At 39.7% G+C, this 19,333-nt stretch carries 20 protein-coding genes, 2 tRNA genes and 1 rRNA gene; 11 read left to right on the forward strand and 12 right to left on the reverse strand.

What is annotated here, in order from left to right:
* Positions 1 to 649 precede the first annotated feature (649 nt).
* From P20311_RS19130 to P20311_RS12285, 4 genes are all read left to right on the forward strand, one after another.
* Positions 650 to 790, forward strand: a complete 141-nt coding sequence (locus P20311_RS19130) for a hypothetical protein (RefSeq protein ID WP_008113257.1) — start codon at positions 650 to 652, stop codon at positions 788 to 790.
* A gap of 222 nt (positions 791 to 1,012) precedes the next feature.
* A tRNA-Ser gene (locus P20311_RS12275) sits at positions 1,013 to 1,103 on the forward strand.
* Positions 1,104 to 1,157: 54 nt separating this feature from the next.
* Positions 1,158 to 1,250 (forward strand) — tRNA-Ser (locus P20311_RS12280).
* A gap of 359 nt (positions 1,251 to 1,609) precedes the next feature.
* Positions 1,610 to 2,098: a DUF4124 domain-containing protein gene (locus P20311_RS12285; RefSeq protein ID WP_008113258.1), complete on the forward strand. Its 489-nt coding sequence runs from the start codon at positions 1,610 to 1,612 to the stop codon at positions 2,096 to 2,098.
* Here P20311_RS12285 and P20311_RS12290 read toward each other — a convergent pair.
* Positions 2,082 to 3,206: an aminotransferase class V-fold PLP-dependent enzyme gene (locus tag P20311_RS12290; RefSeq protein WP_008113260.1), complete on the reverse strand. Its 1,125-nt coding sequence runs from the start codon at positions 3,204 to 3,206 to the stop codon at positions 2,082 to 2,084. The genes P20311_RS12285 and P20311_RS12290 overlap by 17 nt on opposite strands.
* Before the next feature lies 1 nt (position 3,207).
* A complete protein-coding gene (locus tag P20311_RS12295; RefSeq protein ID WP_008113261.1) occupies positions 3,208 to 4,377 on the reverse strand; it encodes a monodechloroaminopyrrolnitrin synthase PrnB family protein in 1,170 nt (389 codons plus the stop codon).
* 136 nt (positions 4,378 to 4,513) lie between these two features.
* Between P20311_RS12295 and P20311_RS12300 the strand changes: the two genes are divergently transcribed.
* The 3 genes from P20311_RS12300 (at position 4,514) to P20311_RS12310 (ending at position 9,001) form a co-directional block, all read left to right on the forward strand.
* Positions 4,514 to 4,969: an Lrp/AsnC family transcriptional regulator gene (locus P20311_RS12300; RefSeq protein WP_008113262.1), complete on the forward strand. Its 456-nt coding sequence runs from the start codon at positions 4,514 to 4,516 to the stop codon at positions 4,967 to 4,969.
* Positions 4,970 to 5,042: 73 nt separating this feature from the next.
* Positions 5,043 to 7,769: an ATP-binding protein gene (locus P20311_RS12305; protein WP_008113263.1), complete on the forward strand. Its 2,727-nt coding sequence runs from the start codon at positions 5,043 to 5,045 to the stop codon at positions 7,767 to 7,769.
* A gap of 92 nt (positions 7,770 to 7,861) precedes the next feature.
* Positions 7,862 to 9,001, forward strand: coding sequence for a GNAT family N-acetyltransferase (locus tag P20311_RS12310; protein ID WP_008113264.1), 1,140 nt, complete (start codon positions 7,862 to 7,864; stop codon positions 8,999 to 9,001).
* On the opposite strand, the gene P20311_RS12315 is transcribed toward P20311_RS12310, so the two are convergent.
* Positions 8,978 to 9,568, reverse strand: a complete 591-nt coding sequence (locus P20311_RS12315) for a DUF938 domain-containing protein (RefSeq protein ID WP_008113265.1) — start codon at positions 9,566 to 9,568, stop codon at positions 8,978 to 8,980. The two genes, P20311_RS12310 and P20311_RS12315, sit on opposite strands and share 24 nt — an antisense overlap.
* A 193-nt stretch (positions 9,569 to 9,761) precedes the next feature.
* Between P20311_RS12315 and P20311_RS12320 the strand changes: the two genes are divergently transcribed.
* The 4 genes from P20311_RS12320 (at position 9,762) to P20311_RS12335 (ending at position 12,581) form a co-directional block, all read left to right on the forward strand.
* On the forward strand, positions 9,762 to 9,947 hold the full coding sequence (locus P20311_RS12320; RefSeq protein WP_008113269.1) for a hypothetical protein: 186 nt from the start codon (positions 9,762 to 9,764) through the stop codon (positions 9,945 to 9,947).
* A 216-nt stretch (positions 9,948 to 10,163) separates the two neighbouring features.
* Positions 10,164 to 11,543: a lyase family protein gene (locus tag P20311_RS12325; protein WP_008113271.1), complete on the forward strand. Its 1,380-nt coding sequence runs from the start codon at positions 10,164 to 10,166 to the stop codon at positions 11,541 to 11,543.
* 68 nt (positions 11,544 to 11,611) lie between these two features.
* Entirely contained in the window at positions 11,612 to 12,169 is a 558-nt protein-coding gene (locus tag P20311_RS12330) for a hypothetical protein (RefSeq protein WP_008113275.1), read from the forward strand.
* Positions 12,170 to 12,179: 10 nt separating this feature from the next.
* A complete protein-coding gene (locus P20311_RS12335) occupies positions 12,180 to 12,581 on the forward strand; it encodes a hypothetical protein (protein WP_008113277.1) in 402 nt (133 codons plus the stop codon).
* Between the two features lie 15 nt (positions 12,582 to 12,596).
* On the opposite strand, the gene P20311_RS12340 is transcribed toward P20311_RS12335, so the two are convergent.
* The 9 genes from P20311_RS12340 to rrf form a co-directional block, all read right to left on the reverse strand.
* On the reverse strand, positions 12,597 to 12,782 hold the full coding sequence (locus tag P20311_RS12340) for a hypothetical protein (protein ID WP_008113278.1): 186 nt from the start codon (positions 12,780 to 12,782) through the stop codon (positions 12,597 to 12,599).
* 64 nt (positions 12,783 to 12,846) lie between these two features.
* Entirely contained in the window at positions 12,847 to 13,167 is a 321-nt protein-coding gene (locus P20311_RS12345; protein WP_008113280.1) for a hypothetical protein, read from the reverse strand.
* Positions 13,164 to 13,802, reverse strand: coding sequence for a hypothetical protein (locus tag P20311_RS12350; protein WP_008113281.1), 639 nt, complete (start codon positions 13,800 to 13,802; stop codon positions 13,164 to 13,166). The genes P20311_RS12345 and P20311_RS12350 overlap by 4 nt, the downstream gene beginning before the upstream one ends.
* A 71-nt stretch (positions 13,803 to 13,873) precedes the next feature.
* Positions 13,874 to 14,566 (reverse strand): PspA/IM30 family protein, encoded by a 693-nt coding sequence (locus P20311_RS12355; RefSeq protein WP_008113282.1) that lies wholly within the window; start codon positions 14,564 to 14,566, stop codon positions 13,874 to 13,876.
* Positions 14,567 to 14,655: 89 nt separating this feature from the next.
* Positions 14,656 to 15,069 carry a YjfI family protein gene (locus P20311_RS12360; RefSeq protein ID WP_008113284.1) on the reverse strand — a complete coding sequence of 138 codons (414 nt, stop codon included), beginning with the start codon at positions 15,067 to 15,069 and terminating at the stop codon, positions 14,656 to 14,658.
* Between the two features lie 80 nt (positions 15,070 to 15,149).
* Positions 15,150 to 16,871 carry a polyamine aminopropyltransferase gene (locus P20311_RS12365; RefSeq protein ID WP_008113286.1) on the reverse strand — a complete coding sequence of 574 codons (1,722 nt, stop codon included), beginning with the start codon at positions 16,869 to 16,871 and terminating at the stop codon, positions 15,150 to 15,152.
* Between the two features lie 4 nt (positions 16,872 to 16,875).
* Positions 16,876 to 17,775: a DUF350 domain-containing protein gene (locus P20311_RS12370; RefSeq protein WP_036934523.1), complete on the reverse strand. Its 900-nt coding sequence runs from the start codon at positions 17,773 to 17,775 to the stop codon at positions 16,876 to 16,878.
* A 25-nt stretch (positions 17,776 to 17,800) separates the two neighbouring features.
* Complete coding sequence (locus P20311_RS12375) at positions 17,801 to 18,733, reverse strand: hypothetical protein (protein ID WP_008113289.1); 933 nt, start codon at positions 18,731 to 18,733, stop codon at positions 17,801 to 17,803.
* Positions 18,734 to 19,134: 401 nt separating this feature from the next.
* A 5S ribosomal RNA gene (gene rrf / locus P20311_RS12380) occupies positions 19,135 to 19,249 on the reverse strand.
* Positions 19,250 to 19,333: the final 84 nt, after the last annotated feature.

The raw sequence follows: 19,333 nt of genomic DNA on the forward strand, positions 1-19,333 counted from the left end.
GCGGATCTACTCTTGCTGTGCAGCATTGTTTTGTGGCTTCATAGTAAAATACAAACCAAAGTATAATCTTCGCTTCGCTCTAGAATAGTTAAAATGCCACCCAAGCTGATGATTGTAAGCCCAAATTGCAAACATAATTAAACCCATCTTTTTAGATTTATATTCATGAGATGGTACGTTCCCCAGTTAGAAGCGTTTTAAAACGCAACTAACTCCAAAGTGCCTAGTAACCTAGGCACTTTTTTTATGCTTACAAACTATAAAATGCTCTTTTTGTAAGTTTATTTAGCGCCTCTTTTACGATAAATAATTAACCAACTATAAATAACATGTTAAATCTTATAGCAGAGTCGATCCTGCCACCTAAATTAAAGATATTTTAATCTGAATAACTATTCACAAAAAGTCTTTATAATGCAGTTAAATAATTAATAAAATCAAAAAACCCCGATATAAAAGCAAGATAAAGGAAATTTAAAATGAATAATTATACAATTTAAAATAAAAAATCGATTAACTACTAAGCTAACAAACCCACTTCAGATTAAAAAAACTAATAGCTCACCAGCAATTTTTATCGCTTTATTTTTAACCACATCGCGGGCAATATGCGCATGTTTTCAACAGACACAACCTCGGAGCGAATAACATGAACCCAATTAATACACTTAACCAAACAGCCACAACTCACGTTGCCGTTAAGCCAACTAATCGCAAAGCAAGAATGCTTGCTAAACTTAACCGTTACGGAAAAAAATTAGCACTTGGCGGTGCAATTCAATACAAATAATCACCCAACCATGATTTTGTATTGTTGCAGCAAACACCCAACCTCTAAATGAAGACTCTTCTTTAGCTCCTCCTGTTTGCTGCCAGCCACCTCATAGCTAAAAATCACCTTAAATCTTCATTATTTATAAAAAAAACCGCATTTACGCTCACTTTTTAAGCAAACGATCTTTTTGCTATTTACACAGACTACTCACCTAAGTATTATCCTGCATCACGACGTGGAGAGATGGCAGAGTGGTCGAATGCACCGGTCTTGAAAACCGGCAGGGGTTTATAGCCCCTCTAGGGTTCAAATCCCTATCTCTCCACCACTTATTTGTATTAATTGGTTTTATTCCGATTAATAACACGCAGAATAATGCGTCGGAGAGGTGTCCGAGTGGCCGAAGGAGCTCCCCTGCTAAGGGAGTATAGAGTTTGTAGCTCTATCGAGGGTTCGAATCCCTCCCTCTCCACCATTACTGAATATAAGCCACTTAATTGTGGTTTTTTTGTGCCCAAAAATAAGCTTTGCTGCTAATTGGGAGGGTGAGAGCCCTCGACTGGGTTCGATAAAGTGTCTGGAACAGTTTAGGCCGCTGCAAGCGTCGCGCAGCGATTAATTACAGGGATGTAAGTAAGTCTATCCCTCCCTCTCCACCATTACTGAATATAAGCCACTTAATTGTGGTTTTTTTGTGCCCAAAAATTTAATAACTTTCATTAGTTTATACGTTTTAAATGGCCTACTTGGCTTAGGCTATTAAATTAAACAAATTGTATGGTGTTATAACTTAGTGCATTATAAATGGTACTTTAAACCAGCTTAGGTTTAACCATGACAAAGCTAATATTACTACTGTGTTGTTTAGGTGCCTGCACTGTCAGCACAGCAAGTGAAGTAACCATTTATAAATGCACCATTAAAGGAGTACCGACCTTCAGTCAAACTCCGTGCGCTAAAGACGCTCAAGTGATTACGCTTAAAAACGTCAACATTATGCAAACCAATGCATCTAAATCTGAAAACACGCCAGTTACCGACACCTCAGTTGATGACTACCTAGAAATGCAACAAATAGAGCGCGATATTGTGCAGCTTGAGCTTAAAATAAAGCAATACCAGCAGGAATACGCGCAAAAGAAACAGCAAGTCGGTTACATGACCCAAGATAAAGCAAATCGTTTAGGCGCTGATTCGATTGCAGATGCAATTGCGACAGAAACTGCGGCACTTAAACAACGATTTGATCCGCAAATTAAACAAGCACAGCAACAAATAGCGGCACTCACTCAAAAAAAACAACAGCTTAGTCAGCAGCCTTAACTGCCTTTTTCACCGTAGCAATAAACGTTTGGATCTCTGACGCTGTATTGTATATGTGCGGTGAAATACGGATACCGAGTTTGCGCACATCCACACTTATGTTTGCTGCCTCCAATACCGCTAATACGGTTTGTTGATGCTCTGCAAAATCTAAAATAGCGGTACCACTGCACTGTTCTTTATCGTTTGGCGATACTAAAAAAGTCGCCAGCTGCTGCTGGATCAACGTTAACAACGCTAAATTATGCGACCTGACGTTATCGACTCCAAACTGGGCAATATATTCAATGCTATTAGCAGCAATAACATAAGGGAGTATAGAAGGCGTACCACCCCAAAACCTGAGTGTTTTAGCGTTATACTGAAAATGCGTAATATCAAACTCGAATGGATTTTGATGTGAAAACCAGCCAACATCTTTTGGTTCACATTGCGTTATTTGCTTTGGATTTACCCATAAATAGGCCGCACCTGGCCCCCCGCATAACCACTTCACACTTGAGCCAATCATAAAGTCAGCATTTAACGCCGTTAGATCGACAGGGATAACCCCTGCCGATTGCGCCACATCAATTATTGAGAGTGTATTCGTGACTTTACTCAGCGCCACAATATCGTTTATGGGAGCTTGTACACCCGTATTAGAATAAACATGGCTAACAAAGACCCCATCAATCTCTGAAGTTAAATATCGCTGCCATACCTGTCTATCACTCAAGTCTTCATGCTCAGGGATGTAGCGTATTTTTGCACATGCAGGCAGTGCTTTTTGCATTACAAACCCCATACTGGGAAAATCAGCCTGCGCCATTAATACTGTACACTGTGGTTTATTAAATACGGGGTGTGACATAACCAATTTGGTTAAACCACTGGATAAATTAACCTGAGGACAAAATTGCTCACTAGGCGCATTAAACAACTGCCCTAATGCCTCAGTAAATCTTTCAATGGCGGGTAACCACTGTTGCCATGGCTCTTTTACACTTTCTTGCCAAGGAGTAAAAAAATGTTCAGTGGCATTTTCTAAGCTCGTTTTTAATGGGCGGCCAACAGAGTGGCTTAATAAATAACAACCCTGTGGCATACAAAAATCATTTTTAGCCATATTAATTAATCCACTGTTTTAGCGTGTTTAAATCATCAAAGCGCGTATTTATGTCGTCACGCTTTGCCGCGGCACGCCTATCTCTTAACTTAGCTAATGAATCGAGCAGTACCGGTAGAGGAGGTCCACTGGCGGTTACTTTACTCATATGCTGTTGTTGCATGTGCTGTGATGGCTGAGCAATAAACTTTTCCACCAGCTGATTATGATGACCGATAGCGGTGTCGCCATGTAATTTACACACTTGAATAAATAGTTTGCCGTGCTTTTGAAACCAGTCTGTATTTTTATATTGTTCGGCCTCTAAAAAATCATCCATTAGGCTTTGCATACGCATGGCTTCACGAAGTATTTGTTGATCCTCTGGCATCATATATAAAAATTTATCCACCAGCATTTGCGAGTAACTCGGCTCATTGGCACTGCAAAGCCCTAGCAGCATATCAATAACATTAATACCGGCAAAGTCTCCCGCATTTGCACCACGGTAAACCTCTTTACCTACCCTGTAAGGCTTGTAATATGGACGTACACAATTAAAAAAACGTTCGGTGTCTAGCTGAGTGTATAAAGCGTTATTCGACGCTATTACATCCATTAATGCCGTTTTAACCACCTCAAGTAGTTCAGCCGTGACAGGGTGTGAAATGCCTAATGGCAGTATTTTTAATAAAACATCACTCGCACGTTTATACGCTAAAATACCTTGGGTGTTGTAATCTAAAAAAAGGGCTTCATCATCAAGATTTGTAAACCGTTTATAGGTGCCATTAATGGCTTTATTATGCGTGGTTAGATGCGCAGTAGCAAAACGAGGGGTTACACCTATAGAGGCACCAATATGCATAGCAAGCGCCGATGCTTCAACTAATGGTGAGGTTGTTTCTCTGCTCGGCTCTGTGATCTCATGCCTGCGACAAGCGGCCATAAACAAACCAACATTACCAAGCAAATCGAATGCGCTATCAAATCCTTCGTCGGTATTGCCTTCGGCCAATAAATCGCTGATCAGCGCATTGCCTTGCTCCTTTAGTGCCAGCTTTAAGCTATCACCAATCCCCTCAACATTAGCCTTATCGGTTTGCTGCCAATAAAGCTGTTCTAATTGCGAGTTTAAGCTTACAAACTCTGATCTTATCCAACGGTCAAACTTAGCAGTAAAAGAACTCATAACTACATCCTGTTATTATTATGTTTTAATGCTAACAAAAACCCCTGAGGGTAAAACGCCAAAAAAAATAGTAAAAACACCTTTAGTTAGCAATAATCACTACCAACATTAAAATAATTAATAAGATCCCATAGTCATGTTAGATAAAAAAGATCAGCAGTTACTGGTTGCCTTACAATCGCATGCCCGCATGTCAGTTTCTGAATTAGCCAATACCATTAACCTATCAGACACCCCTACTCTTAGACGTATCAAAAAGCTTGAGCAGGAACATGTAATTACGGGCTATCACGCTGCCATTAACCCTAAGTCGCTCAACCTTAATGTGCTGGTTTATGCTTTCGTGCGACTAAGTCAAAACTCGGTGAGTGCGGCACAGCAATTTGAGCAGCATGTAGAAAAGCTAGCCCATGTACTTGAGTGCTCTGTGATCTCAGGTAGCCACGATTATTTACTGAAAATTATTTCTCAGGATTTAGAAAACTATGAGCAGTTTGTAAAGCACCAGCTGGGGAGCTTAAGCTGCATCGCCAATATAGAGTCAACGGTAGTACTCAAACAGTCATTTAGTAAAAAGCAGCTACCACTTTAAAAAATAATACTATTTAGTGCCGATTCGCTATACTAAAATATCATTATAAAAATAATATTTAACAAGGATGCATGTGAATATTTTTCGTTCAACATCCAGTTCTTCTGCTTTTTACATATTGTTTGCGGTTGCGTATTTTGCAACTGGTAAGTTATTGACTAATTTTGCCTTTCAATCACAAGTCATCCCTATCTGGCTCCCTGCAGGTATTGCCCTAGTTGGCTGTTTTATCTGGTGGTGGCGTTTTATTCCAGCATTATTTATTGCCTCTGTCGCCTTTAATTTAAGTACCGGTGATAACGTTATTACTGATCAAGTTTTAATTGGCAATACATTAGAGCAGGTGTTACTAATCGGCTTTGGTGCTGTACTACAAGGGATGGTTGGCGCAGCTTTTTTAAAGTACTGGCTAGGCCATCCGTTGTATTTAAAACAACGCCAATCTATTATTTATTTTATTTTTGTCGTTGGTATTGTCGTTAGCCTAATATCGGCCAATATTGGCGTCTATGCTTTAAGTCAGTTTAACCCTGCTTACAGTATTGATAATCATTGGAGAAATGTTACTTTTTGGTGGCTTGGTGATTCTCTTGGTGTGCTGATCGCAACTCCTTTTATATTGGCGTTATTACAACCTAAATTTAAACGACATTACTTCACCCCACTACCTACCATCGCAGTTTGCTCGGTATTATTCATCTCTGTAGCTTTAACCACTAAGCTATACAACCAAGAGACGTATTCAAATGCGATACAAATAGCTAAGCGCGAAACATCTATTATTGAAAACAGTTTACTGAGCAATTTAAACCTCAGCCAAATAACCGTACAAAGCCTTGCAAGCCAAATACAATCAACACCGACTTTAAGCAAGCAAGAGTTTGATAGCTACAGTGCTAAACTATTGGCTGAGCATTCATTTATTAAAGCATTTTCATGGAACCGCAAAATTAACCAGGCTCAGGTCAGTGACTTTAACAAACAGCTTGATGAAATTTATAATACACACAACTTTGCTCCGAGCATTAAAGGCGCCCCATTATCAAACAACGATCCATTGGTGATTATCACTTATATTGCTCCTTTGTCAGAAAACCAATCCGCCATAGGTTTTAATCTCAACTCTCGTAAAGATCGTCGTGAGACTTTACTCGATCCACGTATCAAAAATCGCCCTGTCGGTACTAAAATAATTCAATTAGTTCAAACACAGCGACCTGAACCCGCGTATTTATTATTTTCTCCTGTGTATCAACAAAATAATGAGATTGCATCAATTAAAGGCTACGCAACAGGCGTATTTTTAGTGAAAAACATACTTGCTCAATCGCTTACCAAAGCACAAAATAAAATGTTTAATATCGCTATTTATGAAGCCAATGCTATTAATCCGTTTTATTCAAACGTCGAAAACAAACCAACTAAAAGCAATAAACTTACAACTATCGAAATTAATTTTGCAGGACAAACATGGCTAGTAGATTTAGCGATTAAAGATGAATTCTTACCGCATCAAACTAATAATATGACACTCTTTTTGCTTATTTTACAGGTCATTGTAAGCTCACTCATTTTACTTATATTACTGTTGTTTAATCATCAACACCTTGCACTTTCACGTTTGGTAGCAGAGCGTACTCGCTCTCTCGTTAAGGCTAAACAGCATTCTGATTTGGCAAATCAAGCTAAAAGCCGGTTTTTAGCAAATATGAGCCATGAAATTCGCACCCCGCTTAACGCTGTGATCGGCTTTTCAACCTTAGCTAAAAATGAAGAGAGTCCTGAAACTCTTTCTGATTATTTAAATAAAATTAATTTAGCATCTAACTCATTATTAAGTTTAATCAATGATGTACTCGATATCTCTAAAATTGAATCACAAAAACTAACCTTAGAAGTTGCTCCTTTTGATTTGAATGCGCTTCTTGCTCGGATCAGTAGCATGTTCGAGCAAAGCGCTGAACAAAAAGGTATTAACTGGAAAGTTGATAACCAATTACCAACCGACATTTGGTTTGAAGGTGATGTTATGCGAATTGAGCAAATTTTATTAAACCTGTGTAGTAACGCTATTAAGTTTACTTACGAAGGTGAAGTAAGTATTAGCGCATACAGCAAGGAGATCGCCGATAAACGTCATCAAATTACCTTGGCTATTAGGGACTCGGGTATCGGTATTGCCGCTTCAGAGCAAAGTAAATTATTTGATGCATTCACCCAAGCTGATAGCTCAACATCACGTAAGTTTGGTGGTACAGGGCTTGGTTTGGCAATCGCAAAAGAACTTAGCTTATTAATGTCTGGAGATATCAAAGTACAAAGTGAGCCAGGTAAAGGCTCCACTTTTACTCTGTCTGTCGAGTTAAATACCTGTGCTGTACAACAAGTAACGGCGAAGCACTCGCAACAGCATGTTGATTTAAGCAAACTAAAAATACTGGTTGCAGAAGATAACAGCGTCAATCAATTAGTGATAAAAGCAATGCTTAGCTCTTTGGGGATCACCCCAACATTGGTTGAAAATGGAGAGTTGGCAGTAGAACAAGTTAAAATAAATGACTTCGATTTAGTGTTAATGGATTGCCAAATGCCAGTTATGGACGGTTACCAGGCCACCGCATTGATACGGAAAACTAAAAGTGCTGAACAATTACCTGTGATCGCCTTAACCGCTGATGTAATGCCTGAAGATAAAGCCAATGCCTTAGCAATTGGTTTTAACGAACATCTTGCAAAACCTCTCGAACTCGATAAGCTCACACAATGCTTATCTCAATATATCGAGCAGGATGAACCATAAGGTTTTATCCAAAATAGAAAACCGAATATGGCTGTCGAATTATTATCAAAATTAACAAGTAACACACAGACAACAGTAGTAGGCAAAGCATTATGAGCCACTTTTCTCACAGTTGGTTTAATAGTATTAATCAAATTGATGCAACACAGTGGCATCAATTTTTTGGTAACGACCCATTCACCCAACATGCTTTTTTATATGCACTTGAGCAAAGCCAATGTGTAAGTGCTAAAACAGGTTGGCAGCCTCATCACTTAGCCATTTATGAAGGCGATAAACTAGTTGCGCTTGCCCCTGGCTACTTAAAAGCGCACTCCTACGGTGAATATGTATTTGACTGGGCATGGGCTGAAGCTTATGAAAAAAATGGCTTAGATTATTACCCTAAATGGCTATGTGGTATTCCCTTTAGCCCGATTGAGGGACAAAGAATACGTATTATGCATAGCAATCCAAAGCTAGTGTATAAGTACATAACAGAGCAACTTAATAGCCACTGCGTAGAACAGGCATGGTCAGGCTGGCATGTAAACTTTTGCGACAAAGCACAAGCCACCCACCTTTATGATACCGGTGCTATGCGAAGAATCGGCGTGCAGTTTCAATGGTTTAATAATAACTTTAAAGATTTTGACGATTTTTTAAAAGCCTTTAATGCCCGAAAGCGTAAAGCCGTTAAAAAGGAGCGCGCTAAAATCACAGAGCAAAATATCAGTATTGAATGGCTCAAAGGCGAGAAAATCACTACCGCTACAATGCAGCTTTTTTGTGAGTTTTATCAACGCACTTATTTAAAACGATCGGGTCATTTAGGCTACTTAAACAGTGATTTTTTTAGCTTGTTACACGCTTTAATGGCTGACAAATTGCTCATTATGCTAGCCAAAAGAGACCAGCAAGTAATTGCCGCCACCTTAAGCTTAATTGATGATAATACCCTTTACGGCCGCTATTGGGGTGCTAGTGAAGAGATAGATTCGCTTCACTTTGAGCTGTGTTATTACCAAGGGATTGATTATGCTATTAAGCATAACATTCAGTGCTTTAATGCTGGGGCACAAGGAGAGCATAAAATCGCTCGTGGTTTTCAACCGGTAATCACTTACTCTGCCCATCACATTGTTCACCCCGATTTTAATAATGCCATTGCAGATTACTTAGAACGCGAATGCCAACATATCGAAATTTACAAACAACAATGTAGCACTTTATTGCCGTTTAAAAATGAGTAACTGATTATTTGCAGGCATCGCAGTATCGCTGAGTAACTTAAGCCCATATTGCACTGCAAGCTGCTCAACCGCTTCGAAATCACGAATACCACTAAGCGGATCGCGACTTTGCAATAAACTATTAAATTCATCATTACTGGGGCTGGTAAACTCCCCTTTATATTTGAAAGGGCCATATACACACACCCCCCCTTGCTGGTTTAAGTGCTGATTTACTCCAGCAAAAAAACGCGTAATTAACTCCCAGCTCACTATGTGAAAAGTATTAGCAGTATATACCGCATCCACTTTATTTACTGGCCAAGAATAGTTTAGATCAAGTAATAAAGGCGGATGCAAGTTTGCCAGTTGCACCTCATCATGCCATAACTTTATTCCTTGATGATTAACCTCTCGATCACTGGTATACCATTGTAAATGTGGCAATTTTTTGGCAAAGAAAACACTATGCTGCCCCGTCCCCGAGCCTATCTCAAGTACTGATGCTGCATTTTGCAATGCAGGCTGCAAAGCCGTAAGTATATGATTTTTATTATTTTCGCAGGCTTGTGAAAACGGTTTGGTCATACTGATGCACCTAAATTGCAAATGAATGCACAATAGTAAAACAAATTTCAGCTATTCTGTCGTGAGTAAATTGACCAAAATAATAAAATAACATCAATTTCAATACGTTAAATTATCTTTACCGAGCTGGTACGCTATATGCTTTTATTAAATTACTCACTTAATGAGTACTAAACTACAAAAGGATAACATTATGTATATTTCACCTTATACCGCAGTAGATGCTGCAATGGCAGTTACAGACAAAAGCCTAGATAAAACGAGTTATGAAACAGATTGTAGAGCAACGGTTATCGACTTACTTTCTCATGTAAAAAATACTCAAAAGGCACAAAACAAACATGAAACAGACCAAATATTTATTCTTGGCTACAATTAAAATTCTGTTTAGCCTTGTAACCGGCTGTTTATATAAATACATTGTTTAAGTCGACTTAAAATCAGTTTAAGTCGACTTTTTAGTTTTAATCCCACTTGTTAACTTGCCTTGACGCCCTCTACTTTTTAGCTATACCGTTGTAAATAGTAATAACAGCACCATATCTTTTTATATAGCGTAGTTAAATGTCATATATTCTCTTTTATAGGAGTACTAATGAGTAACTTTAGAACAGAATCAGATAGCATGGGCACACTCAACGTGCCCGCTGGCGCACTTTATAAAGCACAGACCCAACGCGCCATTAATAACTTTACGATCAGCAGACTCACAATGCCGCAACAATTTATTATTGCCTTAGCGTATATCAAGCAAGCTGCTGCAATAGCCAATTTCAAACTAGGTCATTTAGATAAAACGAAAGCAAATGCGATCGACCATGCCTGCCAAGAAATTATTGATGGTCAGCATTATGAGCATTTCCCTGTTGATATTTTTCAAACGGGATCAGGTACCAGCTCAAATATGAATGCCAACGAAGTTATTGCAAGTTTGGCTTCAAAACATGCTAATCAACCTATTCACCCTAACGACGATGTGAATATGGGACAAAGCTCGAATGATGTTATTCCCACTGCAATCGCCTTAAGCAGTGCTATCAGTGTTGATAAAAAATTACTGCCAGCACTAGCAAACTTAGCCGACGCCTTAGAGCAGAAAAAAGCAGACATCGGTCATATAGTTAAAACTGGGCGCACTCATTTAATGGATGCAATGCCAGTGACCTTTGAGCAAACACTCAGCGCATGGCAATCGCAGGTAAAGCACGCAGCCAGCGGTATTGAGCATGCACTAATACGTGTTTGTGAGCTGGCTCAGGGGGGAACAGCGGTCGGCACCGGTATTAATGCCGATCCACAATTTGCTACGCTATTTGCCAAACAGCTAAGTGAAAAAGTAGGGATTAACTTTATCCCCAGTGATAACTTTTTTTATAATATTGGCTCGCAAGATGCCATTGTGGCTTTATCAGGGCAGCTGAAAGTCTATGCCGTTGCGCAAATGAAAATAGCCAACGATCTACGTTGGATGAATTCAGGGCCGCTTGCGGGACTTGGTGAAATAGAGCTTGAAGCATTGCAGCCTGGTTCATCCATTATGCCTGGCAAAGTGAACCCGGTGATCCCAGAAGCCGCTGCAATGGCTAGTGCGCAAGTAATCGGTAACGACGCCACAATTACCGTAGCAGGCCAAGCTGGCAACTTTGAGCTTAACGTAATGCTACCCGTGATTGCTTATAATATCCTGCAAAGTACAGAGATACTTGCTAACAGTGCGCAAGCACTAGCGGATAAAGCCATTGCTAGCTTTAAAGTTAATCAAGCACAGATTGATAAAGCGCTGACTAAAAATCCTATTTTAGTTACTGCACTCAACCCAGTTATTGGCTATGAAAAAGCAGCAAAAATTGCCAAACAAGCTTACCAGCAAGCAAAGCCAATTATTGATATCGCCGAGCAAGAGACTGACCTATCTCGCTCAGAATTAGAGGCATTACTCAATCCAGCTAAATTAACCCAAGGTGGGTTAATGTAAAAGCGCCATTAATGGCGCTTTAATATATTGATAGTAGAGTTTTTATTGCCGTAATGGATGCACCGTGTATGATAGTGATGAATAATTCATCACTATCAGGAACGATTATGCGTACTCCATTACTCGCTCTACTGCTACCACTTTGCTTAACAGCTTGCTTAGAAACCACCTCAAATGAAACTGAGCAAACTAAAACCAATGCGGTAGAAAACACGTCTACGCCGATACCACAACAAAAACTACCACAAGCGAATAACCAAAATAAAATAGCACAGCAACTACCGGTTGATGCTGCAAAAGAAGTGTCGCTTGATGATATTAAAACAGCAAAAAATAAATTAAATAACCTCATAGTAGATAAACAATGTTCAACTAGTTCACAGTGTAAAGTCAGTGCTGTTGGTAGCCGTGCCTGTGGTGGACCAAGTGATTACATTGTGTACTCTACACAAAGCGCACCCCAAGAGCAGGTCTCAGCCCTAAGCGATACGATCACTCAATTGGAAAGTACCTATAATGCGCAAAAAGGCATGATGAGTATTTGCCAACATTTAACTGCGCCAAGCACTCAGTGTGTTGAAAATAAATGTGTTAAACTTGAAGGCTCTGCGGTAAGTGTATTTTAAGGATTAGATTATGAGTTGTTTGTCATCCGTAATTAAGCTATCAGCTACCTGTGTTGTTATGACTATGCTACTTAGCGGTTGCAGTAGTGCACTAACATCAAGCAAAGCTCAAAACGCGAGTGAATCTGTTTTAAATACTCAACTTAATGAGCTTACAAGTAATAAAAGCTGCACAGCCAGCTATCAATGTAAGGTGTTAGGTGTTGGCTCGCGTGTCTGTGGGGGGCCGAGTAAGTATGTTGTGTACTCAACATTAAATCACTCTCAAGAACAAGCAGAGCAATTAGCGCAAAAAATCACTGAGCAAGAACAACTAGATAATGCAATGCTTGAGTTCAAAGACTGTTCACCAGTGCTAGAAGTCCACTCTTTATGTATTGATAATCAATGTAAAACAGTTAACTACCAGTAGCAGTTCGTTTCGGTGTTAATCTAATAGTGGTATTAACACCGAAATAACCACCACCATGAAAATACACACACCTGCCTTAAAAATGTATTCCAGTGGCATTTTTTTCTGTACCCAGTAAGCATATATAAAACGCACGAAGTAGCTTGCCGCCGTGCCAAATAAAGCAAACATAAGTAAGTAGGCAATCAATAAGATATTCACAGCGGCACTTTTTTAGAAAATAATAGCCCCAGTGTAAGTATTTTACATAAAGAAGGCAAAAGGGTTACTTAGTCTTTTTTGTATGCTCAATGAGTAACTCTGCTACCTGTTGCTTTACCGCTCTTTTATCATCTACTGCCACTTCAAACCGGCTAGCCAATTGCGCTATTTCGTCATCATTTAAATTAAACGATAGTCGTTGCCGTGTTTTTTTAGACTTGACATCAAGACCTAAAATTTTACGGATCATATCTGAGGGAGTGAGCTCTTGATCGATAGCTTGTTTTTTTATCGACTTTTGTACCTCACTACTCAAATCAAATGCCATTTGCGTGGCGCGCACAGCTTGCTCTTGGCGCAACCACTTGTCTTTAGCATCACTCACTGGGCATCTCCAGGAAACAAATCAACAATATCGCTAATTGGGCGAGTTAACGTCAGTGAGACTTCTGTTTCACCTCCCTCCCAAATCTCTATATTAACGCTATGTCCTTCATCAGGAGAGGCTAAGCAAATCATTTCGCATGGTTCACCACCTTCTTGCTCATAGCGAGGCAGCGTTTGGCCACGAAAGTCTTTATTATGAAAATAACATACATAAGGCGATTCACTTTGTTGATAGCTTTTCGCTAAAAATTGCATAAAACGCTCAGGGGTATTTTGTACCGTGATATGTGTTAATGACTCTTCATCAAAAATACGCGCAAATTCATCAAGACCAAAGATCTCTTCAACTTCATCACGCTGAATTTTTATAGAGAAGTTTGCCCACTGTTCACCATCATTTTGCTCTATTTGTAAAAACACCACTTGGCCAGTGTTAGTTTCAAGTACAAATTCAGTATCACTGCTGTGTTGGTACTGATACGTTTGCACATCAATAACGTGCAACGTTTGACCTTTAAGCCATGAAGGATAAGCAAACGAATCAATGACAGTAAACATGTCGCCTTTTTTAAGGTCACTCGCATGATTAAGCTGACGTTCTGGCTTTTTTTTAGATTTGAAAAAATTAAACATATAAGGTGCCTCTGTAAGCAAAAAAGGTAACGGAGCGAAACTCGGTTACCTTTTTGATATGGTTCTAAATGTTAGCTATTTTGCTTCGCTTTAATGCGCGCTAAAATATCAGCACTTTTTGGATTCGTATCACCAATACCTGCTTCAGCCATTTTAGCTTTTAAATCGTCGCCATTAACATCTGCTTCTAGAGACTTTGCAGCACCTAATTGATCAGTACGGTCTTGTTGGCGTTGCTTAATACGCTCAAGCGACTGACGCGCCGATGTCATTGATGAATTATTAGTATTAAGCGTGCTGTTTACAGCCATTGTCGCTTGCTGAACGCTTTCTGTGGTTTTAACCATAGTAAGCTGACGCTGATTTTCCTTAATTGATTTTTCAGCATCTTTTACTTGCTGCTTCAAAGTCACTATGTGATTACTAAAGCCCGCTAACACTTGCTCGTGCTCAGCTTTCTCAGCTTCAAAGTCACCAATTTTTTCTGCAATTTCTAATGCTAATGCTTCATTCCCTTTTTCAAGGGCTTGACCTGCATAAGCTTCATGCTCAGCAATTGATGCATCTACTGCGCTAATTTTACGCTTAGTTTGCATTTCTTTAGCCATCACTTCTGTTAGACTTTTTTTAGCACGATGTAGTGCATTTTGCGCATCGGCAATTTCTTGTTCAAAAATACGAATACCATTCGCATCAACAATTGCTTCGCCCGCTTCACGCGCGCCGCCACGTACCGCTGTAAATAATTTTTTTAAAATACTCATAATCTTAACTCCAAAAACTTGTTTATATCCTATTAGGTAAAGCGAGAGCCATATACTATAAGCTATCAGCATTTACCTATGCGGGTATCCTAATCGTTTAAATACAAGGTCACGGCTTCTAGTGCATCAATTGCGTTATCGGCTAATGTCACTAGCTCGTGGGTAACGTCATCTAATGATGAATTTACCGACAGTGCACCAAAAATCGCATATTTATTATCAATTTTAGCAAATGCACTTAGCGGAATTGGCACGTTTAAACGCAGTAGTGTTTCGTTTAACTCGTCGCGTAACTCGCTTTTTACTTCGTCTTCACCAAACAAATAGCTAATACATAATAATTGCTCTTGTGTTTGGGTAACAAAAATTGGAAGCTCATCGTTTCCATCAACAATGACTTGTAAAACATCTTGCTCACCTGGATTGGCAATCAAGAAAGACTCAAAGTTAGCCCCCTCAGTTTCAAAAGACGCTAATTTTATTGAAAGTTCATTTAATTCCATGTCTCTGCCTTTTTGTCGTTTGACATATTATGTCTGAGTTAAGATTCGCATGGTCGACATATTATGTCAACCATGTTTTATTAATTTTTATACAATTCACTTTCTATTTGCCAAGCAGCCCGGTAATAATCATATAAGCGACCAGAACCTAACCTATTGACTTCAATATCGTTAACTTGTTCAAAATAGTTATTAGGAAATGCAAAACTGGCTAGTAAATATTTTTTACTAATCCACCGAGAGGGCACTGGCATATCAGTCACATTGCTAATACGCGTACTCGGTGATTGCCCCATTTTAGTGGCAATTGTCCATCCCCACTGACCAAACGAAGGTATGTTTTGCTGATATTGCTCTACATAGTCAAAACCGGCCGCTTTAACGGTTTTAGCAATACTTAAAAACGCCTTTTTTGCATGATAAGGCGAGGTTGACTGTACTGCCATTGCGCCATCGGGTGCCAACAATTGACGTACATGATTATAAAAATAGTCGCTGTACATCTTATTCAGATCGGGGTGATTAGGATCAGGTAAATCAATTAATATAGTATCGAACTGCTTAGCCTGATCCAGCAGCCTTTCAACTTCTAAAAATGCATCGCCCACAATAATATTTGCTCGCGGGTCATGCATCGATTCATTATTGAGTGCCACTAGTCGCTGTTTAATATCTTCAGGCGGTGTGTATTGGTTATTTTTATGACCAAATAAATTAAGTAGCTGTCCATCTAAATCAATTAAGGTTACTTCCTCAACCGGCCACTTTAATACATCTCGCATGGCTAACCCGTCGCCGCCGCCAATAATCAAAACACGGTCATGACGATTAGATGCCAGCATGGCAGGATAAACCAGCATTGAGTGATATATTTGCTCATCTACACTAGAGAACTGCAACCGACCATTTAAGTATAGATCGGTGATAGGCTGTGGCTGATTTTTACTTAAGCGTTCGGTTAACACCACATGCTGGTATTTCGTTGCTTGGGAATAAATAACTTTATCTTTGTATAGTACGTTACTTAGGTTATCCATCCAGCTACTACCAAACTGTAAAATAAAAGCGAATAACACCAGCAGTAATATATGGCAAACCAATAGCAACTTAGCAAAGCGTACATAGCTATGGTAACGCCATAAAAAGGCAAGGCCGGCAATAATATTAAATAGCGCAGTCCAAGCGGCGGCTTGCATTATTGGCATCGCGAGCATAATACTCACCCAAATTGCCGCGCCAATACCAGCGCCAATATAGTCAGCCCCATATATAGTGCCGGCGTTATTTTCTAAAAAACGTCCATAAACATGCTGGCGAATACGCGCAATAAGCGGTATTTCCATACCAATAAATAGCCCTAATATTAAGCCAAATACATAAGGTAAAAAGCGCGACCACTCTTGCAGCTTTTGAAACACATAACCATTAAGAATAACGTCAGGGGGAATATTAAAAATGCTTGAGAATAAATGAGGAAGTGAATAACTTACAGCAATAATACTGGCAATGGCTAATATACAGCCCATACCTATGAGCGCAATAATGCTTTCTAGCCAGGCAAATGCGGTAAAGGCATCTTTAAACCAACGCGCTAAGAATGCCCCCATCCCCATAGCTACAATCATAGTGCCTATCATGGCGTAAATTGCACTCTCAACTGAACCAAGTACTCGGCCAGCGTAATGAGAAAGTAAATATTCATAAATAAGGCCGCACCCAGCGAGTACGGCCATAACAGTGATCAGTAAAATATCATGCCCAAGTAAATTAAATTTACTTGGGGAAGCTTGAGTTGATGACACGTGATTATGCACCCAGTAGTGTGGCCATAGTGATCCCGACGGCAAATGATACAGCTGCAGAAATAGCGGCAACACCCACATTCTTTTGACGGTTCACTTCATCTGAAATGTTACATCCAGACAAGATGATTTTAATCGTCAGTAAGTGCAGTAAAATGAAAGCAACCAAACAAACAACGGCACTTAGCGCCCAGTAAAGTAAACTCGCGTTAATATTATCAGCGGCATAAGGAGCGATGCCTGTTGCAGCAGTAATGGCTAATGCACTACCAATTAAAAAGCCGGCATAGCGAACACCTACTGCTAAATTACCATCAACAATAGCTTGTTGTAGGCAATCGCCACTTTTATTGGTGCGCTTAAATAACTGCACTCGGTATTGGCTTACTAACAGTAATACCACACTGCCAATTACAAAAGCGGCGATAACAATAGGAATGCCATGCCAGCCTTCGGTAGCAACCCACAATAGTGCAGAGCGAATAACCACTGCAACACTTACTACATGGCCAAAATCAATAATTGATGCAGTAACGTTACCTTTGACTATTTCGTTATGTAAGCTCACTTTACGCAGCGCCACTTTATCTTGAAAAAAGTGACCCAGCTTTATAAGCAAAATTGCTAATGCGCCATAGCCAAGCATTAACAGAGCTTCTTTTTGTAACGTAGCAGCAAAGGCACCACTACTCACGCCAGTTAACACAATCGCAAGGGCAACTAAGCCAGCGGCAAAGCTTATTCCGAATGCAAAGTTATCGCGCTCGGTAATTTCATCATTGGCATGTAAATTAGACACCCAACCTTTAATATACTTTAAGCTGACAAACAGTAAGATGATAATTGCAAAGTCTACAGCCAGTGCTTGCAAAGACCACATAGTTATTCCATTAAATTCATACATATTATTCTAACTCCAACGTTATTCTTTACTTACCACGACTTACGCCGCGCGAGGTTCTGCTACTGCTGTTACGAACCGATCCTGAATTATTGCTGTAACTACTCGCTCTTGAGTAACTGCTACGACTTTTAGGCGGCGTATAACTGCTGCGACTCAAACCTGATGCACCTGTTTTTTTACTCGCATAAGGACTAGTGAACTGCTTGCCTTGGCGTTGGTAAGATTGTCGTGTACGTGTTTCTAAGGCACTTTGGGTTTTTATTTGTTTAGGGCTTGAGTAACGAGTACGACCATAATCATTGTAGTAACTGTACTTACGGCGCTTACTCCAACTTCCGTATTCAACTCGGTCAAATACATCACCCAAAATACGGTACATGCCGTACCACTGCCAAAAGCTAATACCACTACTATTCGTTTGCCAATTACCATAGTTAGGGTTACCTACCATTTGGTTACCCACCCCTTGGCCTTCAGCTTTTTGGCTTATAGCACCGACTCGTGCTAAGGAGCCATTCGACATATCCGCAAGCATATTTATAGGATCGGTTAAGGCATCAGAAAATAACGTTGGCTTTGCTGCTTCACGCAATAAATCAATATTGTATAAAGTGTCTTCGTAAGGAGGAATTAAGTAATTACCCTTAATATCATCAAGACGTTGGGTTAAGCCACTATAAAGGGCTCCTTGGCGTGTGGCATCAAGGCTAACGACATCAACAACCTTACTGAGTTCAGGCTGCTGTTGTTTAAGGATACGACTGTATTCTTTAAGAATAATCGCATTACGTATACTACCATTATCAAGTGCTTTACCAAGCTGAGTAAGCTCGACATCGGCCTTTTTAATGGACTCTTGAATTGTTTGTTGTAGCTGTTCTTCTTTAGATTGACAACCAATCAGTGCTGTAAACAAACAAAACAGGCTGAGAAGTTTCCAAGCTTTTATATTCGACATTCATGTCACCTGATTTACTAAATTATCTTCGATAGTTTTACACAGGACAGTTATTAAACCAACAATGAAATTGCAACAAGATGATAATTTAGGGACTAGTTTAAAGTACAAGGTGAATAACTCAGATCAGTAAAGAGTAGCAGGGCTGATAATGATACTTCAAAACTTTTAGAGCATGACTTAAACACTGACTTGTATTTGGAGTCGGTGCGCTACGCATTAGAATGTCGTAGTGCCCACAGCGCTAGAGAGCCACATAGCAAATGCTGAACTCTTTATTCGTCGGGAGTCGCTTCGCTCGCCCAACCTACGCGATAGATGCTGGATGAGTGTGCGCATTTCACTTTATCCCAGACGTAAAAAAGCCCGACTCTTTCGAGTCGGGCTTTCTTGTATTTGGAGCCTGGTAATGTCCTACTTTCACATAGCAAATGCTACACTATCATCGGCGCTGTTTCGTTTCACTACTGAGTTCGGCATGGGGTCAGGTGGGTCCAAAACGCTATTGTCACCAAGCAAATTTGGTGTCAGTCCGTATTACTACGCACTAACTAAAATTTGGAATTCTGATAATAAAGTCTTCAAGTATCTACTTTAGTC

The organism is Pseudoalteromonas sp. BSi20311 (assembly GCF_000239875.1).
GTDB lineage: Bacteria > Pseudomonadota > Gammaproteobacteria > Enterobacterales > Alteromonadaceae > Pseudoalteromonas.